This is a genomic window from Rhodoferax ferrireducens T118 (genome assembly GCF_000013605.1).
GTDB classification, from domain to species: Bacteria; Pseudomonadota; Gammaproteobacteria; order Burkholderiales; family Burkholderiaceae_C; genus Rhodoferax; species Rhodoferax ferrireducens.
This window is the reverse complement of the sequence record NC_007908.1, coordinates 4,055,464-4,080,263: the sequence shown is the minus strand read 5'-3', so window position 1 is coordinate 4,080,263 and position 24,800 is coordinate 4,055,464. Positions and strand designations below refer to the sequence as shown.

Annotated in this window: 23 protein-coding genes and 1 pseudogene; 9 read left to right on the top strand and 15 right to left on the bottom strand. The window is 60.7% G+C overall.

The genetic code is table 11. The features are described from left to right. Positions 1-27 precede the first annotated feature (27 nt). Positions 28-1,701: a carbamoyltransferase C-terminal domain-containing protein gene (locus RFER_RS18555; RefSeq protein ID WP_244095745.1), complete on the top strand. Its 1,674-nt coding sequence runs from the start codon at positions 28-30 to the stop codon at positions 1,699-1,701. 275 nt (positions 1,702-1,976) lie between these two features. On the opposite strand, the gene RFER_RS18550 is transcribed toward RFER_RS18555, so the two are convergent. Then, on the bottom strand, positions 1,977-3,275 hold the full coding sequence (locus RFER_RS18550) for an MFS transporter (RefSeq protein WP_049765695.1): 1,299 nt from the start codon (positions 3,273-3,275) through the stop codon (positions 1,977-1,979). Between the two features lie 123 nt (positions 3,276-3,398). On the opposite strand from RFER_RS18550, the gene RFER_RS24975 reads away from it, so the two are divergent. The 3 genes and pseudogenes from RFER_RS24975 to RFER_RS18540 form a co-directional block, all read left to right on the top strand. Further along, positions 3,399-3,524, top strand: coding sequence for a hypothetical protein (locus RFER_RS24975; protein ID WP_279587682.1), 126 nt, complete (start codon positions 3,399-3,401; stop codon positions 3,522-3,524). Between the two features lie 188 nt (positions 3,525-3,712). Continuing rightward, positions 3,713-3,877: a hypothetical protein gene (locus RFER_RS24710; protein ID WP_244095744.1), complete on the top strand. Its 165-nt coding sequence runs from the start codon at positions 3,713-3,715 to the stop codon at positions 3,875-3,877. A gap of 147 nt (positions 3,878-4,024) precedes the next feature. After that, positions 4,025-4,186, top strand: a pseudogene (locus RFER_RS18540) (arsenical-resistance protein); the annotation flags it as partial. Between the two features lie 46 nt (positions 4,187-4,232). On the opposite strand, the gene RFER_RS18535 reads toward RFER_RS18540, so the two are convergent. Continuing rightward, positions 4,233-5,237: a hypothetical protein gene (locus tag RFER_RS18535; RefSeq protein WP_041790967.1), complete on the bottom strand. Its 1,005-nt coding sequence runs from the start codon at positions 5,235-5,237 to the stop codon at positions 4,233-4,235. A gap of 336 nt (positions 5,238-5,573) precedes the next feature. Between RFER_RS18535 and RFER_RS18530 the strand changes: the two genes are divergently transcribed. Then, a complete protein-coding gene (locus tag RFER_RS18530; RefSeq protein ID WP_011465920.1) occupies positions 5,574-6,464 on the top strand; it encodes a patatin-like phospholipase family protein in 891 nt (296 codons plus the stop codon). 9 nt (positions 6,465-6,473) lie between these two features. On the opposite strand, the gene RFER_RS23125 is transcribed toward RFER_RS18530, so the two are convergent. From RFER_RS23125 to RFER_RS18500, 6 genes are all read right to left on the bottom strand, one after another. After that, positions 6,474-8,432 (bottom strand): diguanylate cyclase domain-containing protein, encoded by a 1,959-nt coding sequence (locus RFER_RS23125; RefSeq protein WP_011465919.1) that lies wholly within the window; start codon positions 8,430-8,432, stop codon positions 6,474-6,476. A 67-nt stretch (positions 8,433-8,499) separates the two neighbouring features. Then, positions 8,500-9,249: a tRNA (5-methylaminomethyl-2-thiouridine)(34)-methyltransferase MnmD gene (gene mnmD / locus RFER_RS18520; RefSeq protein ID WP_011465918.1), complete on the bottom strand. Its 750-nt coding sequence runs from the start codon at positions 9,247-9,249 to the stop codon at positions 8,500-8,502. Positions 9,250-9,326: 77 nt separating this feature from the next. Further along, the gene (locus RFER_RS18515; protein WP_011465917.1) at positions 9,327-11,114 is read right to left on the bottom strand and encodes an N-acetylglutaminylglutamine amidotransferase; all 1,788 of its coding nucleotides are present in this window, start codon (positions 11,112-11,114) and stop codon (positions 9,327-9,329) included. Further along, positions 11,114-12,481 (bottom strand): hypothetical protein, encoded by a 1,368-nt coding sequence (locus RFER_RS18510; RefSeq protein ID WP_011465916.1) that lies wholly within the window; start codon positions 12,479-12,481, stop codon positions 11,114-11,116. Before RFER_RS18510 ends, RFER_RS18515 begins: the two co-directional genes overlap by 1 nt. A 46-nt stretch (positions 12,482-12,527) precedes the next feature. Next, complete coding sequence (gene mdeB / locus RFER_RS18505; protein WP_011465915.1) at positions 12,528-15,155, bottom strand: alpha-ketoglutarate dehydrogenase; 2,628 nt, start codon at positions 15,153-15,155, stop codon at positions 12,528-12,530. Positions 15,156-15,179: 24 nt separating this feature from the next. Continuing rightward, positions 15,180-16,436, bottom strand: coding sequence for a methionine gamma-lyase (locus tag RFER_RS18500; protein WP_011465914.1), 1,257 nt, complete (start codon positions 16,434-16,436; stop codon positions 15,180-15,182). Positions 16,437-16,582: 146 nt separating this feature from the next. On the opposite strand from RFER_RS18500, the gene RFER_RS18495 reads away from it, so the two are divergent. Beyond that, positions 16,583-17,053 carry an Lrp/AsnC family transcriptional regulator gene (locus RFER_RS18495; RefSeq protein WP_011465913.1) on the top strand — a complete coding sequence of 157 codons (471 nt, stop codon included), beginning with the start codon at positions 16,583-16,585 and terminating at the stop codon, positions 17,051-17,053. A gap of 68 nt (positions 17,054-17,121) precedes the next feature. Here RFER_RS18495 and RFER_RS18490 read toward each other — a convergent pair whose 3' ends face one another. Further along, positions 17,122-17,499 (bottom strand): hypothetical protein, encoded by a 378-nt coding sequence (locus RFER_RS18490; protein ID WP_011465912.1) that lies wholly within the window; start codon positions 17,497-17,499, stop codon positions 17,122-17,124. Positions 17,500-17,729: 230 nt separating this feature from the next. Between RFER_RS18490 and RFER_RS18485 the strand changes: the two genes are divergently transcribed. Both RFER_RS18485 and RFER_RS18480 read left to right on the top strand, forming a co-directional pair. After that, a complete protein-coding gene (locus tag RFER_RS18485; protein ID WP_011465911.1) occupies positions 17,730-18,461 on the top strand; it encodes a response regulator in 732 nt (243 codons plus the stop codon). After that, entirely contained in the window at positions 18,452-19,789 is a 1,338-nt protein-coding gene (locus RFER_RS18480) for an ATP-binding protein (RefSeq protein WP_041790965.1), read from the top strand. The genes RFER_RS18485 and RFER_RS18480 overlap by 10 nt, the downstream gene beginning before the upstream one ends. On the opposite strand, the gene RFER_RS18475 is transcribed toward RFER_RS18480, so the two are convergent. The 4 genes from RFER_RS18475 to RFER_RS18460 all read right to left on the bottom strand — a co-directional run bounded on the left by RFER_RS18475 (position 19,786) and on the right by RFER_RS18460 (position 22,425). Continuing rightward, complete coding sequence (locus RFER_RS18475) at positions 19,786-20,694, bottom strand: cation diffusion facilitator family transporter (RefSeq protein WP_011465909.1); 909 nt, start codon at positions 20,692-20,694, stop codon at positions 19,786-19,788. The genes RFER_RS18480 and RFER_RS18475 overlap by 4 nt on opposite strands. Positions 20,695-20,818: 124 nt before the next feature. Then, on the bottom strand, positions 20,819-21,049 hold the full coding sequence (locus RFER_RS18470; protein WP_011465908.1) for a DUF2798 domain-containing protein: 231 nt from the start codon (positions 21,047-21,049) through the stop codon (positions 20,819-20,821). A gap of 21 nt (positions 21,050-21,070) precedes the next feature. After that, entirely contained in the window at positions 21,071-21,307 is a 237-nt protein-coding gene (locus RFER_RS18465; protein WP_011465907.1) for a thioredoxin family protein, read from the bottom strand. A 71-nt stretch (positions 21,308-21,378) separates the two neighbouring features. Further along, positions 21,379-22,425: a permease gene (locus RFER_RS18460; protein ID WP_011465906.1), complete on the bottom strand. Its 1,047-nt coding sequence runs from the start codon at positions 22,423-22,425 to the stop codon at positions 21,379-21,381. Between the two features lie 129 nt (positions 22,426-22,554). Between RFER_RS18460 and RFER_RS18455 the strand changes: the two genes are divergently transcribed. Continuing rightward, positions 22,555-23,586, top strand: coding sequence for an IS30 family transposase (locus RFER_RS18455; RefSeq protein ID WP_011465905.1), 1,032 nt, complete (start codon positions 22,555-22,557; stop codon positions 23,584-23,586). Positions 23,587-23,664: 78 nt separating this feature from the next. On the opposite strand, the gene RFER_RS18450 is transcribed toward RFER_RS18455, so the two are convergent. Next, positions 23,665-24,195: a sigma-70 family RNA polymerase sigma factor gene (locus tag RFER_RS18450; RefSeq protein ID WP_011465904.1), complete on the bottom strand. Its 531-nt coding sequence runs from the start codon at positions 24,193-24,195 to the stop codon at positions 23,665-23,667. Positions 24,196-24,457: 262 nt separating this feature from the next. After that, positions 24,458-24,700: a hypothetical protein gene (locus RFER_RS18445; RefSeq protein WP_041790963.1), complete on the bottom strand. Its 243-nt coding sequence runs from the start codon at positions 24,698-24,700 to the stop codon at positions 24,458-24,460. Positions 24,701-24,800: the final 100 nt, after the last annotated feature.

The following is a 24,800-nucleotide window of genomic DNA, read 5'->3' as shown; positions in this document are numbered from 1 at the left end:
TAGCTCAATATGGAGGTCGCTAGCAACGTGGAAATTCTCTCATATAACCCCGGTCACGATGGCGCCATCGCCTATCTGCGGGACGGTCATTTGGTGCTTTCGGTCGAGGCGGAGAAGAACTCAAACTACAGATATTCGCCAATATCCGGTCCTGATATTTTTAACGTTCTTGGTGAACTGGACGAAATCCCCGACGTCATTTGTACAGGCGGTTGGTGGCCACGCGACCACCACGAGTACTTACGCGGGTCGGATGTCCATGTCGGTTACCGTGGGGTATCGAAGAGTGACGTTATCCTAGGAAAACGACGCCTCTTTGGCAAGTCAGTCCACTACTTCTCGTCTTCTCACGAGCGATCGCACCTGCTTTGCGCTTTCGGCATGTCAAGTTTACCGAAGGGTAGCCCATGCTATGCGTTGGTATGGGAAGGGGCGATCGGCGCTTTCTACGAGATCGATTCCGATTTGAACATCACGCTAATAGCCGATGTTCTGAATCAGCCAGGGAATCGCTATGGCCTTCTCTACGGATTAGCAGATCCAACCTTTCCCAAGACTGGGCCTCATTTTCGTTTCTCGGATGCTGGGAAGCTCATGGCCCTAGCTTCATTTTCGAATCGCACCACGCCTTTAGCTGACGAGAAAAAATTGCTCGATCTTCTGCTTCACGAACCATACCGAGATCTGAGCGCGCATGAAGGCATTGAGCGTTCACCGCACTACAACGTAGGTGTGGATGATCCTGAATTTCGCAACTTTGCGGGCATTTTTAGCGACAAGATATTTGACGTTTTTTATCAATTCGCGAAATCGAACCTGAAGAGAGGCATGCCTCTAGTCATTGCGGGCGGATGCGGACTGAATTGCGACTGGAACACTAAGTGGAAAGAAACCGGACTTTTTACCGAGGTCTTCGTGCCGCCTGTCGCCAATGATTCTGGGTCGGCTATCGGGACAGCGATTGATGCCCAGTTCCATCTTTCTGGAAATCCAAAAATCGATTGGAACGTCTACTCTGGACTCTGCTTTGTCGCGAGCGGCTCTTTTGATTTGGCGCCATACGATCTCTACGAGACGAACTATGAGTTGATTGCGGATCTGTTGGCGAATGACCTGATTATTGGATGGGTGAGTGGAAAGTATGAAATCGGCCCGCGCGCGCTGGGCAACCGCTCGATTCTTGCCGCACCTTTCCGAGAAAGCACAAGAGTACGGCTAAATGACATTAAGCAGCGCGAGCAATTCCGTCCGATTGCTCCTGTCTGTTTGGAAGAGGACGCCAAAAAATGGTTTGGCTGCAATCAACCAAGCCCATTTATGCTCTTTACACATCGTGCAAAAACGCAAGCGCTTGACGCTGTTACCCACGTTAACGGTACGGCTCGTATTCAGACCGTCTCATCTGCGGGCAATCGAAATTTGCATGAGTTGCTTGTTGCGTTTAAGGCGCGTACTGGATACGGCGTGTTGTGCAATACCTCTCTGAATTTCAATGGTAAGGGGTTCATCAATAATATCAACGACCTTTCGGCTTATGCCGTACAGCACAAGTTAGATGGATTCGTGGTTGAGGGGAAAGCTTATATTTTGAAGGCGTCCAAGGGGTATCAAGCATATTTGAAGACACCGAACTCTCTAGCCGCAGCATCACGAACAGTTTCTTCATCTCCTATTTCTTTCGCAGCCGCTGGTGGACTGTAGCCAATGAATCGAGAGCGGTTCGCCTCTGAGGCGGCAATAAACAGCCTGTCTCCGCGATCGAATTTCGCACATCATTGGAAGTCAGCTATCTGGCGCTTATTTGAAGGTTCGCTATGTCAGCTTTGGGTCGGGACCTGCCCGTCACCGTGAGAACCTGGATGGCTCCTGTGTGTCTTCTGAAGCCATTTAGCTTTCCCGGAAGCGGCACGCCAAAGTGGAAGTCGGTTGTGAAATGACGCTGCAACCCGCAACGCAGAAATGCACCGCTCTTTGCATCATGCGGGAGTAGATGCAACAGGCCGCAAGACCGCGAAGACCACCATGGCCGCCAGCGACAGCGCCACTGCCATCGCGAACGCCAGACCTGGCGTCAAGGCCCACAAGGCGCCTGCCACCAGCGATGCAGGCAGGTACAGCAATCCGGTAACAAAGTTGTAGACGCCTACAGCAGTGGCACGGCGCTCGGGTTCGAGGTCCGCGATGAATGCCTTGCTCTGCGACTCGTCAATCGCATAAAACAGCCCGTAAATCGCGAATAAGGCCACCATCTCCCAGCGGCTGCTGGCCACCACTAACCACAGGTTGATGACGGCATAGATTGCGTAGCTCAACACGATGATGCGGCTGCGCCCAATCTTGTCACCGAGTTTGCCCACCAGGGGCGCCGACACAACGCAAGTGATGTTGAACAGCGCGTAAAGCAGCACGATGTCGGTCACGCCAAAGCCCACGGCATGGGCCTTGAGCAGGATGAACCCGAGACTGAAATACGCCAGCGCAAAAACGCCTGCTGGAATCAGAAAGCGCTTGAAGCCAGGGCTGAGTTGCTGCCAGTTCTGGCCGATGCTCTCACGTTCATGGGGAACGCCGGGCTGATCCGGGATGCGCGTGAGAACCAACACGCTGATCACTGCGGGCACAAAGGCCACCAAAAAGAGAGCTCTATAGGTGCTGGCCGACTCCCCCAGCCAGGACAGCAGTCCATAGGCCACCAGCGGCCCGAGCACTGCGCCTGACTTATCGAGCGCCTTGTGCACGCCGAATGCAAACCCCCGTGACTCCTTCACGGCAATGGACGACAGCCAGGCATCGCGTGGCGGCCCGCGAAACCCTTTGCCCAGCCGCTCAATCACGCGAAAGATGCTCAGACCCAGAACGGACGACGATGCAAGAAGAATGAGTTTGGCCAGTGTGGAAAAGCCGTAGCCAGCCGTAGCCAGCCACTTGCGCCGCCCGCTGCGGTCCGACAGCCAGCCCGCCAGGTAATTCAGCGAAGAAGCGGAAAAATCCGCCAGGCCTTCGATCAGCCCCAACAACGCGCTGGAGGCGCCGGCCACCGTGGTGAAGAAGATGGCGAACACTGAAAAAATCATCTCTGAGCTCAGGTCTGTGAGAAAACTCACCAGGCCGAGCTTGAGCACGTCGGGGTGAATTCGTTGCCGAAGTTCCGGGGAGCTGACTTCTGCTGCGGGCTCATTAGAGACAGGCTGGTTCATTGCTTGCACCGTTATGGTTCTGATGGATCCAATTGTTGCATTAGTGATGCCCTCGACCGGGTGAGATCGCGTCCACACTGTTATCGCGTAGGCGGCGAATACCAATCGAAATGTGGCCCACCTGGTTAGCTGGCCTTGTCGTAGCTTCTGCGCAATTCACGCTTGAGGAGCTTGCCACTTGGATTGTTGGAATGAGAGTCGGTGAATACAACGCGCTTGGGGCTCTTGACGCTGGCCATGTGCTCGCTGCAGTACGCCATTACCGCGCCTTCGCTAAGCGACTGGTGGGCCTTGAGCACAATCACGGCGGTGTCGGCCTCCACCTAGCGCGGATCGGCCAGCCCGATCACAGGCACATCGCCGACCTTGGGGCAAACGGCAGATCATTTCTTCGACTTCGCGGCTACGGACAGGCATTTCACCCACATGATCCGTAATATGCCCGCTCGAAACAGCTATCAGCCCACGTAAAACCCCTCACGACTCCCGCAGCGCGTCTGAATTGCCGTTTCACCTTGGCACCAACTGGCGCGCTGATCGGCATCAAAATCGGGTGCCCATCAGCGCGCCAGATCCCAATCCGGCTCGATTTTTACAACTATTCCAATGTCGGGTTTGCAGAAGGCAGTTTGGCAAACTCCATGTCAGCAATGGGTCTTGGATTCAACCGTCAAAATTGAAGGTCAACAAGGTTGCGATGTGAACTTCGGTTGTGTAGAGGAAGCTATCATTTCCATGATTCACCCAATTGGGGGAATAGTCCTTTAACTGATGCCCATACCGCTGGCGAACCATTGCAGCGCGTGAAAAGTGATGGGAGTTATGAGTCCAACTTCTTCGAGCTGGCCGTTGCGGCAGCCATCAGCCTGTTTGGTTTCAATTCCGGTGCGCCACTGGCAACCGTGGTGGGTGTGCTGATTGAGGTGCCGGTGATGCTGCTGGTGGTGAACGTCGTGAACCGATCCAAGGGCTGGTACGAGCGGGCTTGAGGACCTGCTGGCGCCCGCCACCCCGGCGCCAGCGGTCTTGATCCGCTCAATTGCAGGCCGGCATCCCCGCCAGCGGCGTCCCGTTGACCGTCATCGTGGCCTGCAGCACGCTGCCGGGCAGCAAGGTCGCAACAGCCGTCGAACCATTGGCGCCGGTAAACGTCACCGCACCAGCCGTCAGTGTGCCGGTCGCATCCAGGACCAGTGGGACGGAGGTCGCGACGTCGTAATACTCGCCGTTGGACCGGTAGCCCCGTGCGCTCGCGCTGAACTGCTGGCCCCCAGAAGCCGTGATGAACGTCTCCGCGCTGAAGCCCGTTGCCCGGTAGGTCTTGCTGGGGGTCTGGGCGGTGGCCTGTGTTGTGGCCTTGAGTTCACCGAGGGTGAATCGGTCCGGACTGGCCGATGTGGGAGCACTGCCCGGAACGCCGACCGTGTAGAGGAAGTTGCTGAAGCTGATGAGCACGGCCTCGAGCGGCTGGCCAGTCGCGTCCTGGATGGCAAGCGTGACACCGGCGGGACTGCTGGCTTCGAGCTTGCTCCTGATCGGACCGCTCGCGCTTGGGGTGCCGGTGTCCACCAGGGCAATGTTGCCATTCAGGACCAAACGCTCGCCGGTACTGGTGTCAACCGTGCAGTAGTTGTCGAACGCGAAGGTCGCCGTCGTCACGCCGTTGGCATGTGAATAATCCGGGTAGGTCATGCGGCCGCCACAACTGCCCAGTGTGTCCGCTGGCTTCGTGCTGCTCAGTGCCAGCATCCGTCCTTGCGGGCTTTGGCTCAGCGCGAACTTTTTGACCAGCCACACGGTCTTGTTCGATGCCTGATGGCTCTGGACAGGCGCGGGTTGGGCGGCGCTGGGGCTGCTGCAAATAGGAATGAGTGCGGACACCGCTGCAATACCCTGGGTCACGCTGGCGGTGTCGATGATGGTGGCTGTTGCCGCAGGGGCGTCACTACCACCGCCGCCGCCACCGCCGCAGGAAACGACCAGTGCTGCCGCTGCCATGGCAAGGGCACCCAAAGCGCCGATTTTTACCAAATATTTCATGCTCTACCTGCCTTTCCTGAGTGCTGAAAAATCCGGCCCGAATACAACGTGCAACGGGTCGTTTTCCAAGCACTCAGAACGCCTTGTTCTCACAAAACATGGGCAGCTTCAGGGGGCCTGGTGACGCCGCCCTTGCTCGCTAACCGAGACAACGTTTTCAGCTTAAATCGCCAGCGATCCAGGCCGCTTGCGATTTCGCAAGCAGGCTTGCGCACTGCGGGTGTTTGATCGAACGGGGCGCAGACTGAAAGTCAAGCCAATGAGGAATGGAGGGCCAGCAAAGCCGCGGACCTTGCGAAAAGCGGCAGACCACGTCTTTCAACTGAAGGAGCCACCGTGCCGATTGAATCTGTCAGTCAACACCAAGCGAACCGAGCTTGTGCGGCAACAAGATCCCTGCATTTTGAAAACGTTGTTTTCGCGGGTGGCGGCAATCGCTGTTTCTGGCAGGCCGGGTTCTGGTCGGTCGCGGCGGTGGCGTTGAAATTGGCGCCTTCCGGGGTGGTGGCGGTCAGCGCGGGTTCGGCGATTGCCTGCGCGCTGTTTGCGGGCACCTTCGAGGCGTGCTTTACGGGCTACAAGCGGGCGGTTGCCGAGAATGTCCACAATCTCTATTTGCGCAATTTGTTGCGGGAGCAACCGATATTTCCGCATGGCGACATCTACCGCGACGCCATACTCGGCAGCATCGACGAGCAGGCGCTATCACGTTTGCACCAGGGGCCGAAGATCAGCGTCCTCATTTCGTACCCACCGCCCTGGGCCTGCGCGCACATGGCGATGTTGCTGGGAATGCTGGCTTACGGCCTCAAGGCATGCAACAAGGATGCGGTTCACTCTTTGACGGGGCAGCGCGTCGGTTTCCGGCCGCTGTTTATTTCGGTGCAAGAGTGTGTCACACCCGGCGACCTGGCCGACCTGATCATTGCTTCCTCCTGCGTGCCCCCCCTGACACCCCAGGCCAGGCGCAACGGCATCGCGCTATTGGATGGGAGCCTGGTGAGCAACGTGCCGATTGAAGGGGTGGCAAACAACGCGGGTGAAACGCTGGTGCTGCTGACCCGGCACTTCGACAAGTTACCCTCAATTCCCGGGCGTACCTATGTGCAGCCATCGCAGCCGGTTCCGGTCGGTGCCTGGGACTACACCAACGACACCGCCGTACAGTGCGCGTTTGATCTTGGGCGGCGCGATGGTGATGCGTTTTGTGCCGCGGCCGGAGCCTGAACGAGACGCCTAAGACCGGTGGCCAGTCGCTTGTTCGGTACTGGCATAAAACCGGATCGAGTTTCGGCCTGCCTGCTTGGCCTGGTACATGGCGGTATCGGCCCACTTGAGCACGTCGTCCGGGTCGCTCTCTGGCCCCCGGAAAACCACCGCGCCCACACTGATGGTGCAGTGGTGTTCGATTCGTGTGGCAACTTGCTCTTTGGTCTTGACTGTCAATTGATAGGGTATTGAGAGGCTGGTACGGATTTTTTCCGCCACGATCGCGGCCTGCTCCGTTGACTCAGCGTGCCTCGCATCCAGTTCAGTGAGCAGCACCACAAATTCGTCACCGCCAAAGCGCGCCACCGTATCCACCCCCCGCACGCAATTCATCAGCCGTGCGGCCGCCTCCATCAAGAGCAAATCACCCACCGCATGCCCATGCTGGTCATTGAGCGGCTTGAAGTTATCCAGATCCAGAAACAGCAAGGCCGCAAAGCAGCTGCTGCGCTTGCTGGCGGCCACCGCCTGGCTCAAACGGTCGGTGAGCAGACGCCGGTTGGGCAGCAGGGTCAGGTGGTCAAAAAAAGCCAATTGACGAATTTGATCCTCCATCTGCTTGCGCGTGCTGATGTCGCGGATACAAACGTGAATCGCGGGCTCGCCGTCGTAGATGATGGCGGTGCCCTGCACCTCAACATCAATCACACGGCCATCGAGCTTGAGAAACCGGGCCGCCACCATGGGTGTGATGGGCACATGGTTACTGATGCTCTTCATGCGCTCGGTCTGCGATTTCAAATCGTCCGGGTGAATCAGCTCGGACGTTGATTTGCGCAACAAGCTGGCGGCATCCGGTGCGCCAAACAGCTTGATCGCGGCCGGGTTGGCATAAAGAATTTTTCCCATCCGGTGCACCAGGATCGATTCGGGCGTCCATTCGATCATGGTGCGGTAGCGCTCCTCGCTTTCCTGCAGCGCCGCCTGCGCCTCTTTAAGCTCGGTGATGTCTTGCGTAATGCCCACGGCGCGTCGCTTCAGCCCATCGGGGGCAAATCCTGATTCGGCCTTTTGGCGAACCCAGCGCACCGTTTTGCCGACCAGGATGCGGTGTGTGTGGTCAATGGCATCACCTTGCAATGCGCGTTGCCAGGCGTGCTCCAGCTCGTTCCGGTCAGCCGGATGAACCTGCGACAGGTAGGTGGCCAGACTGACGCTGCTGCCCTCGGCCAGCCCGAAGATGCGGCAGGCCTCGGCCGACAGACTCATTGTTTCCTGCGCGATGTCATAAACCCAGCTTCCTACCTTGGCGACCGCTTGCGCGCGGTGCAGTTCCGCTTTTCTCTCCTGCAGGGCAAGCGTGCGATGCTCAAGATCGCTGCTGGCTTGGCGCAGTTCGCGCAAGCGATTTTGGTAGGCGCGCAAGACAAAAACCACCAGCGCCGCCGACAGGAGATACATCAAAATTTGATCACCGAAGTAAATCACAACGGGTGAGGCCAGCGGCGGTGGCAGAAAACCCCAGGATTCGGCCAGGAATAAACCAACAGTTGTCAGCACGGTCATGGCGGTCAGCAGCATCGCTACGCGTGCGTTGAGCAGCCAACCCGACATCAAAATGAGCACGGGATAGATGATGACCACGGGTGCCCGCACACCCCCGGCAAAGACAGCGATTCCTGTCATCACGGCCCAGACGCCGAAGGTCAGCACACAGACAGCGGTTTTAATCTTGCCGCGAGAGAGAGGATACCAAGCCAGGGCCGCAATCAGGAACAGCAGTAGCGGCCCGACCGTACGCACACTCGCCTCTGGCAGCAGGACACCCAGCGCCATCATGGAAGCCACCGCGCCGATCAGCACCGCCGCGACTGCATACCTCGCCAGCGTCAGCGACGGCGCCCCGGCAATCAGCGGGTCCGCACCGCCGTCAAGACGTGCCAGTGGCTCATCGGTATTTTTGATTTTTTCCTCCCTTGCCAACACAGGACAGGGTTCAAATGCTTGGTTGAAGTGCGGCTGATTTATTTCTTATTTGCCGCAGCCGAAAATTTTAGTCTGTTTTGGAGTGCGCATGGGCCACATGCACCTGTAGCCGGTCACGTTTGGGCGGCACACCGGGGCACTTTTCAACGCTGAAACCGAGCTCGGTGAAGCGGCGGCGAACCTGAGCCGCCACCGTGTAGGTGGCAAGCCGGGTGCCGCTGTGGCAGTGCTGCGCCACCGCGCCCAGGGTGGCGCTTGACCACATGTCAGGGTTCACTGCGGGGCTGAAGCCGTCCAGATAGACGGCATCGGCTTGACCCGGCCACTGCTGCAGCATGGCCAGTACGTCGCCGACACACAGCGTCAATTGAACGCGACCTTGCGCCAACGAGCACTGGTTCAGGCCGGGTTGGATGCCTGGCCAAAATAGAGCGAGTTGTTGCGCGAGCAAGGGCATTTGTGCGGCCAGGTCGCTGGCGGCGTCGGCAGCCGTTGCGAGCGCCCGCGTACTGCGCAAAATGTCTTCAAAACTCACCGGATAGGCTTCAACCGAGACGAAGTTGAGCGTGTGGCAGGCTTGTGGGTCAGCCAGCCACGTGGCCCAGGTGGTCAAAAAATTGAGCCCCAGGCCAAATCCGGTCTCCAGCACGGTGAATTGATCCCGGTCGCGCCAGCGCTCCGGCAGTCCGCAACCCGCCAGAAAAACCGAGCGCGATTGGGCCAGCGCGTTTGAGCGGGCGCGGTAAATATCATCAAAGCGGCGGCTGCGCGGGGTGTCGTCTTGCCAGTCAACGGGCTCGGGCGGCGGTGTGTGCATACGTTTTCAATCTACCAATTGCTATTAATAAGATAGCATATTATGCCCGTTCGGTAGGGGCTAGAGGCCAAAAAGCCTTACAAATTGTCCACGTGCACCTGCAGCCACCACTCCAGCAGCGCCAGGTGCCATAGCTTGCTGCCCTGGATGCGGGTGAAGTGCTCGGGTGCTTCCGGATCGGCCAGCAGTTTGTTCACGTACTCGCGCTGGTACAGCCCGCGCTCGATGCAGGCGTGCGACATCAGAATGCCTCGCATCAGTTCCAGAAAGGGGCCGCGCACGTATTTGAGCGCGGGCACCGGAAAGTAGCCTTTGGGCCGGTCAATCACCGCGTCTGGAATCAGCCCGCGAGAGATCGCTTTGAGTGCAAACTTGCCGCCTTCCTTGAGTTTGAGTTCGGGTGGCATGTGCGCCGCCAGTTCCACCAGTTCGTGGTCCAGAAACGGCACGCGCACCTCCAGGCCCCAGGCCATCGGCATGTTGTCCACGCGCTTGACCGGGTCGTCCACGATCAGCGTGGTGGCATCGAGCCGCCAGACCTGGTCCAGAAAAGTGTCGGCTTGTGGTTTGCTCAGTTCGCCGGCAATCAGCTTGGATGTGACATCGCCGACCTGAAAGGCGGGGGCGATCATTTGCAGATATTCAGCATGGTCGCGGTCAAAGTAGTGCTGGCTGAAGCGCGCCAAAGGCGAGCCCTGGGCGGCGTCCATCTTGGGGTACCAGAAGTAGCCGCCAAATACCTCGTCGGCGCCCTGGCCGGACATCACCACTTTGACTTCTTTGGAAACCCGCTCGGCCAGCAAGTAAAACGCAATCACGTCGTGGCTGACCATCGGTTCGGTCATTTGTGCGACGGCTTCCGGCAGGCGCTGCATCACTTCATGGTTGGGAATGCTGAACTGGTGATGCCGGGTGTGAAATTGCTGGGCAATTTGGTCAGAGTATTCAAATTCGTCGGCTTTTTCCGACCCTGCGCCCACGCCTTCAAAACCGATCGAGAAGGTGCGCAAATCAGGCACCTGGCTTGCCAGCAGTCCGACCAGCAGGCTGGAATCGAGCCCGCCCGAGAGCAGCACACCGACCGGCACGTCCGCTGCCAGCAGGCGGCGTTTGACGCTAAGAGCGAGTTGCGCGCGCGTGGCGGCCAGCCATTGGGCCTCGGACAGCGCCTTGTCCGGCCGTGTCGCGTCCAGTGTCCAGTAAACCTGCTGGGTGCTGGTGCCGTCCGGCTCCAGCCGCAAGGTCGACGCGGGTGGCAGTTTGCGCACGCCCTGGAGCACCGTGCGCGGCGCGGGCACCACCGTGTGCAGGGTGAAGTGGTGGTGCAACGCCACCGCATCGAGCGTGGTGTCCACCCCGCCGCCCGCCAGCAGCGCGGGCAGGCTGGACGCAAAGCGCAGGCGTTGACCGGTCTGGTTCAGGTACAGGGGCTTGATGCCAAAGCGGTCCCGTGCCAGAAACAGCTGGTCGCTGCGCTGATCCCAGATGGCAAAGGCAAACATGCCAATAAAGCGCTTGACACATTGGTCGCCCCAGGCGTGGTAGGCCTTCAGGATGACTTCGCTGTCGCCTTCCGAAAAAAACGTGTAGCCCATGCTGAGCAACTCGTCGCGCAACTCCCGGTAGTTGTAAATCGTGCCGTTAAAAACCAGCGCCAACTGCAGCGCAGCGTCCACCATCGGCTGGTGCGCCGCAGCTGACAAGTCAATGATGGACAGGCGCCGGTGGCCAAACGCCAGCGGGCCATTCTGGTAAGTGCCCGCGTCATCCGGCCCACGGCGCGCCAGTTGCGCTGACATGCGCGCAATGGCTGCCAGATCCGGCGCGGCGCCGTCAAAACGCAATTCACCGCAAATGCCGCACATCAGCGCGCTTCCATGTCCTGGCTGTGCGGCGGCACCACGATCACCGGCGCAAAGCCGCCCCCCTCGGTGCGGAAGTTGGTGGTTTGCCCGGCGTACATGCGCGCCGCCAGCAACTGGACGGCCCCGCAGTAGGTGTAGGCGCGAAGGTCAAACTTCAGGTCGGTCAACACGCCATCGACTTCAATCAGGCGCTGGCCGGGCGGCACCAGGGCCTGCGCCACAAAGTCGCCGGCCAGAATCTCGCCCCAGACCCGGCGCGTCAGCTTGTCGCCGCGGTAAGCGGCCTTGCCGCCAAAGCTGCCGACCGGCTTGAAAAAGAGTTGGCGGCGACTGGCCCACAAGGCATCGGCGCGCTCGGGTGTCACCAGCTGGGTCTGCGGCACGCCCGCCTGCAACAGGCGGCGGTCGGCGCTGGAGGCGCCCCAGGTGGCCAGTAAATCATCCTGGCTGAGCGCGATCAGGTTGCGCTTGTCGGCATGCAGGGCGTGCGAGCGTGGGTGCGGCGTCAATACCACGGCGCCCGCTTCATAGGCGCTTTTCAGGGCCTGGTGTCCCGGCTCGGCCAGGTAGAAATCAGTCAGGCGGTTGTAGACCAGGTCCACCACCCGAGCCCCGTGCCAGAGCTTGCCGTCGCGCCAAGCCAGCTCCGACGGGTCGGCCACGCTGGCGGCCACGCCGTGGCGGATGAACAATTGCCGGAACAACTCAAACTCGGGCGCCAGGTACTGCGCGGCTGGGTCGTCGTCCACGATCAGGACGTAGCCCAAGGCAGCGTTGCCGCGCTGGTGCTGCCACTCAGACGCGAACATGTCAAAAAATGTTTGCTCCAGGGTGTCGGGCGAGGCTTTTGGGGCAAAGGCCCAGTCCATTTCCTCGCAACAAGCCTCCTGCGCCCGCGCCAGTGCCACATTGAGCAAGGCGCCACCGGCATTGGTGTTGATCTCGATCAGCTGCGGCCCCTGCACGCCCAGATGAAAGTCAAAACCCATGCAGGCCCCGATCGGGCCAAAAGCGTACTGGGCAATCGCTGGCGCACGCGCCAAGGCCTGGGCCTGGTAGCCCGGCAAGCCGATCACACGCTCAATGGCGGCGATCGTGGCTGCCATCTTTTGGGCCATCTCGCTGGCCAAGAAAACAACGGTGGACGAGAACAGGTGCGGTCGCGTTTGGGTGATGCTTTGCATCAGACCCTGGAGGCAGGGGTCGCGCTCAATCTGCTCGCGCAGGCGGCCCTGGTTCAGGGTGCGGCAAAAGCAGTCCTGGTTCAGGAACTCGGCCGCGCTGCGGCTCGGCAAAAGTGCTGTGCCAGGCGCTGAGTCAGGCGCCTGACCCGGTGGTGTGAATGAATTTTTGGTGCTGGGGCTCATGACATGAGCATACGACAAGCGCGGCGACAGGCCTGGCCGCAGGGGGTTAATCCAGGCTCAGCAATGCCGCACGCACAATGCTGGCCGCATCCACCCCGAAAAAACCGCGCAAGGCAGCCCGCGTGTCACTGCGACCAAAACCGTCGGTGCCCAGGGTCACGTAGCGACGCCCCGGTGGCAGGTAGGCCCGGACACTTTCAGGCACCGCGCGCACGTAGTCGGTGGCAGCAATGATCGGGCCTTGGCTGTGGGCCACTTGGCGCCCGATGAATGCGTCTTGACTTGCCGCACCATCGCGCGCCAGCTCGCTCCAACTGGTCACACTGAATACCTCTGCGTCAACGCCTTGCTGCGCCAGCAACGCAGCCGCCTGGATAACCTCGGTCAAAATTGCGCCCGAACCCAGCAGGGCCACATGTTTTGATGTTTTTGAGCCCTGGCCCCCGTCAGGTAGGCGTGAGTAGCTAGCAAATTTATAGCAACCTCGAATCACGTCGGGTGCCGCGCCGGCTGGCAGATCGGGCTGGGCGTAGTTTTCGTTCATCAGCGTGACGTAGTAGAAAACGTCCTTCTGCTCGACCATCATCTCGCGCATTCCGTGGTCAATGATCACGGCCAGCTCGCCCGCGAACGCCGGGTCGTATGCCTTGCAGTTCGGGATGGTGGCAGCCATCAGGTGGCTGCTGCCGTCCTGGTGCTGCAGCCCCTCGCCGCCCAGTGTGGTGCGCCCCGAGGTGGCGCCCAGCAAGAAACCGCGTGCCCGCTGATCGGCCGCCGCCCAGATCTGGTCACCCACGCGCTGGAAGCCAAACATCGAGTAGTAGATATAAAAGGGCAGCATGGCCAGGCCGTGCACGCTGTAGCTGGTGGCCGCGGCGGTCCAGCTGGCCAGCGCACCGGCTTCGGAAATGCCTTCTTCCATGATCTGACCGTCCAGCGCCTCACGGTAGCTCAGCACCGAGCCAATGTCTTCGGGCGCATAACGCTGGCCGACACTGGAGTAAATGCCGATTTGCTTGAACAGACTGGCCATGCCGAAGGTGCGGGCCTCGTCCGCAACGATCGGCACGATGCGCGGGCTCAGCGCCTTGTCCTTGAGCAGGTTGCCCAGCAGGCGCACAGCGGCCATCGTGGTGCTCATGACTTTGCCATTGGCCTTGAGCGCAAACTGGGCGTAGGTTTCGATGCCGGGCACCGGCACCTTGTCGCAGCCCGTGTAACGTTGGGGCAAATAGCCGCCCAGGCGCTGGCGCTGCGCCTGCAGGTACTGCATCTCGGGGCTGCTGGCCGGGGGTCTGTAGAACGCCAGGCTTTTGACTTGTTCGTCCGTCAGGGGCAGGTTAAAGCGGTTGCGAAACGCGATCAGGTCAGCCTCGTCAAACGTCTTCTGGCTGTGTGTGGTCATCTTGCCCTGACCCGCGCTGCCCATGCCAAAGCCTTTCTTGGTGTGCGCCAGAATCACGGTCGGCTGGCCCTTGTGCTGCGCCGCCGCGGCGTAGGCGGCGTGGATTTTCACCAGGTCGTGGCCACCGCGCTTGAGGCGGTCGATCTGCTCGTCGGTCATGCCCTGGGCCAGACGCGCCAGTTCTTCGTTCTGGCCAAAAAAAGTGTCACGGTTAAAGCGCCCGTCCTTGGCGGCAAAGGTCTGCATCTGGCCGTCGACCGTGTTGGCAAAAGCTTTGACCAGCGCTCCCGTCACGTCGCGGGCAAACAGGCCGTCCCAATCGCTGCCCCAGACCAGTTTGATGACGTTCCAGCCGGCACCGGCAAAGAGCTTTTCCAGCTCGTCAATGATGCGGCCGTTGCCGCGCACCGGGCCATCCAGGCGCTGCAGGTTGCAGTTGACCACCCACACCAGGTTGTCCAGTCCCTCGCGCGCGGCCAGCGTGAGGGCGCACATGCTTTCGGGCTCGTCCATCTCGCCATCACCGAAGACGCCCCACACTTTGCGCGCCGAGCAGTCCAGCAACTGGCGGTGCGTCAGGTAGCGCATGAAGCGCGCGTGGTAAATCGAGCTGATCGGGCCGATGCCCATGGAGCCGGTCGGGAACTGCCAGAAGTCGGGCATCAAGTAGGGGTGCGGGTAGCTGCACAGGCCACGCGCACCTTGCCCGGTGCTGGCCGCCGGTGCCGTCAACTCCTGGCGGTAATAGGTCAAGTCTTCGGCGCTGAAGCGCCCTTCCAGAAAGGCACGCGCATAAACCCCTGGCGCGCTGTGCGGCTGGAAAAACACCAGGTCACCCAAAGACGCGTCGACCCCCGCATCTTCCGCGCTGCGCGCGCGAAAGAAGTGGTTGAACCCGACCTCGAACAAGTCCGCCGCGCTGGCGTAGCTGGCAATGTGGCCACCGAGCTCGCCGTAAGCCTGGTTGGCGCGCACCACCATCGCCAGGGCGTTCCAGCGCACCATGGAGGCCAGGCGCTCTTCCATCGCCAAATCGCCCGGAAACACCGGTTGCTGATCCACACCGATGGTGTTGATGTAGGGCGTGGCCAGCTCGGGCTGCCAACCCACGCGCTGGCCGCGTGCCAGCTGGGCCAGCTGGTCCAGCATCTGGCGCGCACGCGGCGCACCCTCGCGTTGCAGCAGCGCCAAAAAAGCATCACGCCATTCCGCCGTTTCCAGCGGATCAGGATCGGGCGCCATCATGTCGGGTTGAAGATCGTCCTTCATCACAAGTTCCTCGAAGCAAGGTGTTCAGGCCAGCTCACGGCACCGTTCTGCGGCGGCGACTGCCGGTCGGGAATGGCCCGGAGCATGCGCCTGATCGAGCGCCTGCGCAATGTCCGCCAGGATATCTTCAATGTCCTCCAGCCCGATGGACAGGCGCACCAGGCCGTCGCTGATGCCATGCGCGGCGCGCTCCTCGGGCGTGTAGGTGGAGTGCGTCATGCTGGCCGGGTGCTGGGCCAGCGATTCCGCATCACCCAGGCTGACGGCGCGTGTGACCAGTTGCAAGGCGTCCATGAAGCAGATGCCCGCGGCCAGCCCGCCTTGGAGCTCGAACGCGATCATGCCGCCAAACTGGCGCATCTGGCGCTTCGCCAGGGCATGCTGGGCAAAGGTGGGCAGGCCGGGGAAATGCACCATCTTGGTCGCCGGGTGGCGCTGCAGCAGCTCGGCCACTTTTTGCGCGCTTTGGCAATGCCGGTCCATGCGCAGGGTCAGGGTCTTGAGTCCGCGCATCACCAGGTGGGCATCCTGCGCCGACATCACCGCACCCGTCATGTCTTTCAGACCGAACAGCCGCACCCGTTGGGCCAATTGGGCATCGGCAAAAATCGCGGCGCCGGCGGTCAGGTCGCCGTGGCCGCCCAGGTACTTGGTCATGGAGTGCACGCTGACATCAGCCCCCAGCAGCAAGGGCTGTTGCAGGTAAGGCGTGCAATAGGTGTTGTCCACCACCACTTGGGCACCGCCTTGATGCGCCACGCGGGAGACCGCTTCAATGTCCACCAGGCGCATATTGGGGTTGGCCGGGGATTCGAAGTACACCACGCGGGTCTTCTCACCCATGGCCTGGGCCACGTTGGCCGCGTCGGTCATGTCCACATGGCGCACGGTCACGCCGAAGCGGCTCAAGCCATGCGTCAGGAAGGCATAGGTGCAGCCGTACAGTGTCATGTCGGCCAGCACTTCATCACCCGGCTCCAGCATCGACCACAGCGTCGCCGTGATGGCACCCATGCCCGAACCAAACACCACCGCCCCCGCGCCTTGCTCCAGACTGGCCAGGCGGCCTTCCAGCAAAGCCAGCGTGGGGTTGGCAATGCGGGTGTAAAAGTAACCCGCTTCTTCACCCGTGAAACAACGTGCGCCATAGGCCGCGTCAGGAAAGGCAAAAGTGGCCGAGGTGTAGATCGGCGGCACCAGCGCACCCTGATGGTCGGCGGGGTTGTAGCCAAAGTGAATGGCCCGGGTGCTGAAGCCTTTGACCGCTGTTGTCTTGCTCATTTTGATTCCTTGCTGGGTTGATTTCGATCAACGATGCATGGAATTGTTTGCCTACAATAGAAGAAAAGATTGGCTATTTAGCACTTTATATTGGCTAGATTTGGCAAATATATCTGCAAATGTAAATAAATTGGGTAAATTTATCCATGAGCTCTGATTCGCTGGACAACACTGACCGCAAACTGCTCGATGCCCTGCAACACGACGCGCGGCAGACGGTCGCAGATCTGGCGCAATTGGTGTCGCTCTCACCCTCGCCTTGCTGGCGTCGCGTGCGCCAGCTTGAAGAATCCGGCGTGATCGAGGGTTACCACGCGCAACTGAGCCGCGCCAAACTGGGCTATGGCGTGACCGGCTTTGTGCATCTGCAAATGGACAATCACTCGCCCGACATCATGGCGGCGTTCGAGCGTGAAGTGGTGGCGTTGCCGCAAGTGCTGTCCTGCCACAACCTGTCGGGCCGGTATGACTACCAGATCGAGGCGATTGCCCCCGATCTGGAGTCGTTTTCGCAACTGGTGCGGGTCAAAATTCGCAGCCTGCCGGGGGTGAAAGAAATCTCCACCAGCTTTTCGCTCAAGGAAGTCAAGCGCGCCGGCACCTTGCCTGTCAATTGACAGGGCGCGCGGCAAAGTGAAGTGCAACACACCTTCCGTTTTTTGAAGGAAGGTGTGGACATGGCAGATCAGCTGATCAGACCACGGGCTTTCATCATGTCGCAGCGGTTTTGCCGCGGTGCCGGCAGGGTGATGCCTTTCTCTTTGGCGCGTGCTTCCATGGCCTTGTGCTGCTCGTCCTGCACCAGCTTGCATTCGTCATAAGTCTTGACCGCACGCATTTTGATCATCATGGCGGTGCGCTCTTCAGTGGTCATGAGTGTTGCCCCGACCCTGTCGCCCATGCCGGGGCCCATGCGGCCAGCGCCGGGGCCGCCATTTTGCATGCCCATGCCGCCCATGCCCCCCCACATGCCAGGGCCGGGCTGCGCCAGCACTGGCGCGGCCAGGGCGGCGCCGAGCACGGCGACCAGGGAAATGCTCTTGAGGATGGCTGTCGTTTTCATGATGGATTCCTTCGGTTTTGTATGATGGCAGGACGTCGGTGAATCCTTCGCCCTTGAGAACGATTGGAGCGCGCAGATGTCAGCAGCGTGTTGCGCGCCCGGGCTGATTTGCATCGCAGCGTTGCAGACCAGCCTTGCGATACAGTGCGTTACAAGCACAACGCCTGCGCCCTGAAAATAGACTTCGAGCCCGGTTGCGCTGGCGCACCGCGCGCACAAGGATCGAACCCATGGAAAAACGTGATTGCATTCTGATTGTTGATGACGAGCCGGAAATTCGCCGGCTGCTGGTTGACTACCTGATGCGCAACAACTTCGAGGCAGTGGCCGCTCGCGATGGCCGCGAGATGTGGCAGGCGCTGGACCGGCACGCGATTGACCTGGTGGTGCTGGACCTGATGCTGCCCGACACCGATGGCTTGAGCCTGTGCCGCGAGCTGCGCGCCAAGTCCAACCTGCCGGTGCTGATGTTGACCGCCCTCGGCGAGGAAACCGACCGCATCGTGGGGATCGAAATGGGCGCTGACGACTACCTGGTCAAGCCCTTCAGCCCGCGCGAACTGCTGGCCCGTATCAAAGCGGTCTTGCGCCGCACCCGCGCCTTGCCACCCAATATGCGGCCCGAGTCGGCGCGCTGTCTGTGCTTTGCCGGCTGGTGTCTGGATACGGCGGAACGCCTGCTGACCGCGCCCGACGGCGTCGCCACGCCCTTGTCGGGCGGTGAATACCGGCTGCTGCATATCTTGCTGGACCACCCGAACCGGGTGCTGAACCGCGACCAGTTGACCGAGATGATCCATGGCCGCGAAGCCGAGGCCTATGACCGCGCGATTGACGTGCAGGTCAGTCGGCTGCGCCAGCGCCTGCGCGACGACAGCCGCGAGCCGACGCTGATCAAGACCGTGCGCGGCGAGGGTTATGTGCTGGCCGCCAGCGTGCAGAGGCAGGCTTCATGCGCTTGAGCTGGCGTGCCTGGCCGTCCAGCCTGTTCGTGCGCATGGCGCTGATCCTGCTGTTGGGGCTGCTGGTGGCGCAGGGGCTTAGCTTCTGGCTGCAATGGGGCGAGCGGGCCACGGTGGTGTCGCAGGCGCGCGGGCAAAATTTTGCCGATCGCATGGCGGAGGTGGTGCGCGCGCTGGAGGCCACTGCGCCCGCCGAGCGCAGTGCTGCGCTCGCAACCATGCCCCACGGCGATTGGCAAGTGACATTGATCACCGAGGACCAGGTGTCACAAAACCCGCCACGCGGCGCGATTGGGGCCATGCTCAGCGCGCGCCTGGGCAGTGCGCGTGAAGTTCGCCCGCTGGGTGGCGCCGCGGGCATGGGCATGATGCACGGCAATATGCCGCGCGGCTTTGATGTGCGCTTGCAGGGCGGTCAATGGCTGCGGTTCTCGGGCGCACGCCAGCTTGACACCCCCGCTTTGCCGCGCGATCTGATCCTGCGCCTGGCGGTCACGCTGATGATCGTGACGGCGGTCGCGATGCTGGCCGTGCGGCAGGCGACCCAGCCGCTCAAACAACTCGCCCAAGCCGCCGACACGCTCGGGCGTGACCTGGATGCGCCTGCCCTGGCGGAAGAGGGCCCGACCGAGACGCGCCGTGCCGCGCAGGCCTTTAACCGGATGCAGGCACGTATCAAACGCCTGGTCAATGAGCGCTCACGCGCACTGGCAGCGGTGTCGCATGACTTGCGCACGCCGCTCACCCGCCTGCGCCTGCGTGCCGAGCTCGTTGACGACGAAACGCTGCGCGACCAGATGGCCGCCGATCTGGATGACATGGCCGCCATGATTGATGCCACGCTGGATTACCTGCGCGGTTTGCAGGCCAGCGAAGCCGTGCGCCCGATTGACATCAATGCGCTGCTGGCCAGCATGAGCGAAGACGCACTGGCGCTCGGGCGGCCAACCAGCATCCAGGGCCAGGCGCTGGCGCCTTATACCGGGCGCTTGCTGGCCCTGCGCCGCGCGCTGCAGAACCTGATCGACAACGCCATCAAATACGGTGCTTGTGCGCATCTGCGCGTTGAAGATGACGCCAATGAATTGCGCATCATGGTCGAAGACGAGGGGCCGGGCATCGAGCCCCATGAACTCGCCCGCGTCACCGAGCCCTACTACCGTCCCGATGCGTCGCGCAGCAGTGCGACCGGCGGCGTCGGGCTGGGCTTGTCGATCGCCAAGGACATTGCCCTGCTGCACGGGGGTGACCTGGTGCTGGTCAACCGGGCGCAAGGCGGCCTCTGCGCCACACTCAAGCTGCCGCGTCTGGCGGGGGCTGCGGCTTAGAAGTCCGAGCAGGGTGGCGTAAACGGTACTTTCATGACCTGCAAAGTCACATGCGTGATCTCGAATCGGTCGTGCATCTGCCGGGTGGCGTCGGCCAGAAATGCGTCATCCGCCTGGCCTTGCGGCATGACCAGTTGCGCCGTCAGCGCCACTTGCGACGTGCCCATGGCCCAGACGTGCAGGTCATGCACCCGGGCCACGCCGGGCAGGGCCGCCAGGCAGTCGCGCACCGCCAGCAGGTCGATGTGCCGCGGCACACCATCAAACAGCATGTGCAGGGACTGCTTGAACAAATCCCAGGTGCCCCAGAAAATGACGGCGGCAATGACCAGACTCACCACCGGGTCCAGCCAGGTCCAGCCCATCCAGAGTGTCAGCGCACCGGCCACCACCACGCCAGCGGACACCAGGGCATCGGCCGCCATGTGCAGGAAGGCACCCCGAATGTTCAAGTCACTCTCACGCCCGCGCATGAACAGCAGCGCGGTGGCCGTGTTGATGACAATGCCAATGCCGGCCACCACCATGATGGTGACCCCTTGTTCCTGCAGGGAAACCTCGGATGAGAGCAGCCGCCCCATGGCCTCCCACGCCAGCGCGCCCATCGCCACCAGCAGCAGCAAGGCGTTGGCAAACGCGGCCAGAATCGAGGCCCGCTGCCAGCCGTAGGTGTGGCGCGCATCCGGGCGCAGCCGGCCCGCCAGCGCGCCGCCCCAGGCCAGCACCAAGCCTGCCACGTCGCTCAGGTTGTGCCCGGCGTCAGCCAGCAAGGCCAGCGAGTTGACGCGCCAGCCATAAAAGCCCTCAATGGCTACAAAGACGATATTGAGCACGATGCCGATGGCAAACGCGCGGTTGAAGTTGGCCGGCGCGTGGCTATGGTCGTGGTCGTGTCCGCTACTCAATTGCTTTATTCCTTCTGGCCCACGCAGGGCGGCGTTCGGTTGATCGGCCCGTATGGCCCATGGCGCCTCTTGGCAGAGTGATTCTCGCAGGAATGCCGCCGGCGCTGGGGGCCAGAACGGGGCATCAACCCTGCACACCCAGCATCCGCCCGGTCATTTTGCGCGCGACCGGTGCCAGGAAGAAAATCACCGGCACACCCACCACATAGGCAATGCCAAAGGCCTTCATCCACAGCCGGACAAAGTTTTCATTCAAACCGACATTGACGAAGGTGATCACCAGCGTCATCAGGAAAATCATCATGGCGCCCATGACCAGTGAAAACACCAAATGGAATTTTTTTTGCGGATTCATGTTCTTGTTCCTTGTGTCAAATTACGCTGCCGCCAGCCAGTGCTCGATCTTGTCACGGCTGGGGATGCCGCCGGCATGCACCACTTTGCCGTTGATCACCACGCCGGGGGTGCTCATCACGCCATAAGCCATGATGTCACGCAGTTCTTCCATCTTTTCCAGCTTGACGGTCACGCCCTTGGCCTGGGCGATCTGGTCGATGAGCGCGATGGTGGCTTTGCAGTTGGCACAACCGGTGCCGAGTACTTTGATGTCCATGAGAGTTCCTTGAAGTTGCCATGAAATTAAAACGAAATTGAGGTCAAGAACAGGCCGCCGTGCCAGTGGCTTCACAGCACCGCGTTGAACACAAAACCCACCAGCAGGATGCCGCTGGCCACCACCGCCACAAAGGTGGCAATCAGCCGCACTTTGAGCACCTTGCGCAGGATGATCATCTCAGGCAAGGAGAGGGCGATGACGCTCATCATGAAGGCCAGCACCGTGCCCAAGGCGGCACCCTTGGCCAGCAAGGCCTGCACGATCGGGATCACACCGGCGGCGTTGGTGTACATCGGTACGCCGATGACGACGGCCAGCGGCACCGACCACCAGGCATCACGCCCCATGAAGCTGGCCAGGAAGTCCTGCGGCACATAGCCGTGAATCAAGGCCCCCAGCGCAATACCGCCCAAAATGTAGGGCCAGACCTTGCCCACAATCTCGCGCACCGCAGAGAAACCGCCTTCGATGCGATCGCCCAGCGTCATGCCGGTGGCCTCGAATTCGGCTGACATCTTGGGCATGTCGCGCACCCAGTCTTCCAGGTAGGCTTCCATCTTCAGGCGGCCAATGACCCAGCCCGCCACGATCGCCACGCCCAGGCCCAGACCCAGGTACAGCAGGGCGATTTTCCAGCCGAACATGCCAAACAAGAGGGTGAGCGCGACTTCATTAACCATGGGCGCCGAGATCAGAAACGAAAACGTCACCCCCAGCGGCACACCAGCCTGCACAAAGCCAATGAACAGGGGCACGGCCGAGCAGGAGCAAAACGGGGTCACGATGCCAAGACTGGCCGCCATGACATTGGCGGCGCCTTCGCTGCGCCCGGCCAGCAGGGCCCGCGTGCGCTCCGGTGTGAAGTAGCTGTTGATCATGCCCATGACAAACACGACACCGGTGAGCAGCAGCAGCACCTTGGGTGTGTCGTAAAGGAAGAACTGCAGCGCGCCGCCCAGGTGGCTGGCACGGTCCACCGGCAGGGCCGCGACTAGCGCTTCAGCCGCAGGGTTGAGCGTTTGGTACAGCGCCAGCCAGGCCACAGCGGCCAGTATCAGGAAGACGATGGGCTGGCGGCTCGGCCAGGACTTGAGGGGCGCGCTGAGCGTGGTCATGGCAGTGAAGACGGGCCAACCGGGCAAAAGACGCAGACTTGCCAACAATTTATAACAAACTGGCTTCTAGTCCGGGCGGCCTCAACAGTGAAGTGCAACACACCTTCGAATTCTCTCTAAGGTGTGCCCATGAAATCAGAACCTCACTACAGCCAGCTGGACTACCAGGACCGTCAAACCATTGCCATCGGCCTCGAACAGGGGCTGAGCATACGAGCCATAGGTCGCGTGCTCAACCGCAGCGCCTCTACCATCAGCCGCGAGATTGCCCGCAACAGTGGGGGCAATGGTTACAGCTGCCGTTACGCTCAGCAACGACGGGTGCGAAGACGTCGCCACGCCAGACCAGCGCCCAAGCTGGTTGCAGGCAATCACCTGTTTGAATCCATCACTGAACTGCTTCGCCAGCGTTGGTCACCCCAACAAATTGCTGCTCACCTGGCTAAACTGCATCCGAGCGATGCCGCCCAACGCGCCTCGCATGAAACTATCTACAACGTCATCTACGCCCAACCCCGAGGAGAGCTGCGCAAAGAGCTCATTGCTTGTCTGCGCATGGCACGCGCCAAGCGCTGGCCACGCTCCAAGGGGGAAGATCGCCGGGGACAGATGGCGAACCTGTTGAGCATCCATGTTCGCCCGCCAGAGATTGAAGATCGCCAGTTCCCAGGACATTGGGAGGGCGACCTGATCAAAGGCGCGCTCAATCAAAGTGCGGTGGGCACGCTGGTTGAGCGCAACACCCGGCTGCTGATACTGGTCAAGCTGCCTCATCCCAATCCTGCAACAGCGGCCCATGTGCTACAGGCGTTTACAGACAAACTCAGTGCAGTGGCGCAGCCCATGCGCAAGACCTTGACCTATGACCGGGGCACAGAGATGGCCTACCACCAGCAGCTCAGTGCCAATACGGGCATTGCGGTGTATTTCTGTGATCCGCACAGCCCATGGCAGCGAGGCACCAATGAGAACACCAACGGCTTGATTCGTCAGTTCCTGCCAAAGGGTACGGATCTGTCTGGATACAGCCAGGAGCAGCTTGATGCGATTGCCGATCTGATGAATGGCCGACCCAGGAAAACTCTGGACTGGTGCACACCGCATGAGGTCTACAGTGCCTGGCTGGCCAAGCTTGAGAACTCAGTGCAAACCATCCAATAAACTACCGCTGTGTTCCACTTGGATTTGAGTGCGCCCCGCATGAAATATGCGCAAGCAGCTATTAATAGAATAGCAAATTCAAAGCAAAGGGCGCGGCACAAAGTCGCTCACACGGCCGCTGTCGTCCACCTGTACCTGGCAGACCTGGCTCATCTGGGCGCGCAAACGCAGCCGGGCGCGTTGCACGCGGGATTTGGCCGCGCTCAGGCTCAAGCCTTTGGCTTTGGCAAAGTCGGCTTGTGCCATGCCTTGCAGGTCGCACAAGGTGATGGCTTCGCGGTCGTCCGGGCTCAATTCGCTGAGCACACGCGGCAAGCAGGCGGTGAGCGTGTCGACCGTGTCGTCGTCCTCAACGGGTGCAACCAAATCGTCGGGCAAGGCCACCATAGGATGTGCCACCCGCATGTGATCCGCCAGCGTGTTGCGCGCTACCTCGAACAGCCAGGCGCGCGCGTTTTCGATCGCGCAAAAGCGCTCGCCCTGGCGCAGTGCTTTTAAAAACAGGTCTTGCAGCAAGTCGTCCGCCAGCGCCGCATTGCCCACGCGGCGCCGCAGCCAGCCGCGCAACTCGTTTTCGTGCGCGGTCCAGGCGGTGGTCAGGCAGTTCATGGTGGATTCGATGACTTAAATAACAAAATAAAGCGCCAGCCCCCGCAAAATAATAACAGGTAGCTATTGTGTTTATAGCAAATCAGGGGCTGATGCGCTTGTCCGCCTAGGCAGCCGCGGTTTCCTTGTCGATGCCCAGATTGCCCATTTTCTCCCACAAGTTCTGGCGGCGGATGCCCAAGGAGTTGGCGCAGCACTGAATTCGCCACTGGCAGGAGCCGGGCGCGCACACAATGAAGTCGCGTTCACATCACTCAGCCAGCTAGGACGATTCACCCCGTTCAACGAACGTGTCTGTTCCTACGGTGGGCGGCGGCGGGATTCCGGTCGTTTGGGGCTCTGCTTCGTCGCCAATGACCGCGCTCTGCGTACGCGGTGCCGTGTCGTCGCCTTCTGATTTCACGTCCTTACTCGTTTCCTGATTCCGCGCGAATATTTTCAAAACGTTTTCGTTCAGTTTGCCGAGTTGAGCGAGGTCTGTGAAGGGGTCTTTGTTTGTGTTCATATTCGTCTCTCATCAACTGTACGACGTGACAATGAGCGCTAATTGGCATTCTGCTGCTCGATGCAGGCCATGTCTGTGCGGTAGGAAACATAAAGCGCTT

Bases quoted from the DNA above. Each gene is read 5' to 3' on its own strand.
- RFER_RS18535 (WP_041790967.1), bottom strand. From the start codon at position 5,237: ATGAAATATTTGGTAAAAATCGGCGCTTTGGGTGCCCTTGCCATGGCA.
- mnmD (WP_011465918.1), bottom strand. From the start codon at position 9,249: ATGCACACACCGCCGCCCGAGCCCGTTGACTGGCAAGACGACACCCCG.
- RFER_RS18515 (WP_011465917.1), bottom strand. From the start codon at position 11,114: ATGTGCGGCATTTGCGGTGAATTGCGTTTTGACGGCGCCGCGCCGGAT.
- RFER_RS18510 (WP_011465916.1), bottom strand. From the start codon at position 12,481: ATGAGCCCCAGCACCAAAAATTCATTCACACCACCGGGTCAGGCGCCT.
- mdeB (WP_011465915.1), bottom strand. From the start codon at position 15,155: ATGAAGGACGATCTTCAACCCGACATGATGGCGCCCGATCCTGATCCG.
- RFER_RS18500 (WP_011465914.1), bottom strand. From the start codon at position 16,436: ATGAGCAAGACAACAGCGGTCAAAGGCTTCAGCACCCGGGCCATTCAC.
- RFER_RS18495 (WP_011465913.1), top strand. From the start codon at position 16,583: ATGAGCTCTGATTCGCTGGACAACACTGACCGCAAACTGCTCGATGCC.
- RFER_RS18490 (WP_011465912.1), bottom strand. From the start codon at position 17,499: ATGAAAACGACAGCCATCCTCAAGAGCATTTCCCTGGTCGCCGTGCTC.
- RFER_RS18485 (WP_011465911.1), top strand. From the start codon at position 17,730: ATGGAAAAACGTGATTGCATTCTGATTGTTGATGACGAGCCGGAAATT.
- RFER_RS18480 (WP_041790965.1), top strand. From the start codon at position 18,452: ATGCGCTTGAGCTGGCGTGCCTGGCCGTCCAGCCTGTTCGTGCGCATG.
- RFER_RS18470 (WP_011465908.1), bottom strand. From the start codon at position 21,049: ATGAATCCGCAAAAAAAATTCCATTTGGTGTTTTCACTGGTCATGGGC.
- RFER_RS18465 (WP_011465907.1), bottom strand. From the start codon at position 21,307: ATGGACATCAAAGTACTCGGCACCGGTTGTGCCAACTGCAAAGCCACC.
- RFER_RS18460 (WP_011465906.1), bottom strand. From the start codon at position 22,425: ATGACCACGCTCAGCGCGCCCCTCAAGTCCTGGCCGAGCCGCCAGCCC.
- RFER_RS18455 (WP_011465905.1), top strand. From the start codon at position 22,555: ATGAAATCAGAACCTCACTACAGCCAGCTGGACTACCAGGACCGTCAA.
- RFER_RS18450 (WP_011465904.1), bottom strand. From the start codon at position 24,195: ATGAACTGCCTGACCACCGCCTGGACCGCGCACGAAAACGAGTTGCGC.
- RFER_RS18445 (WP_041790963.1), bottom strand. From the start codon at position 24,700: ATGAACACAAACAAAGACCCCTTCACAGACCTCGCTCAACTCGGCAAA.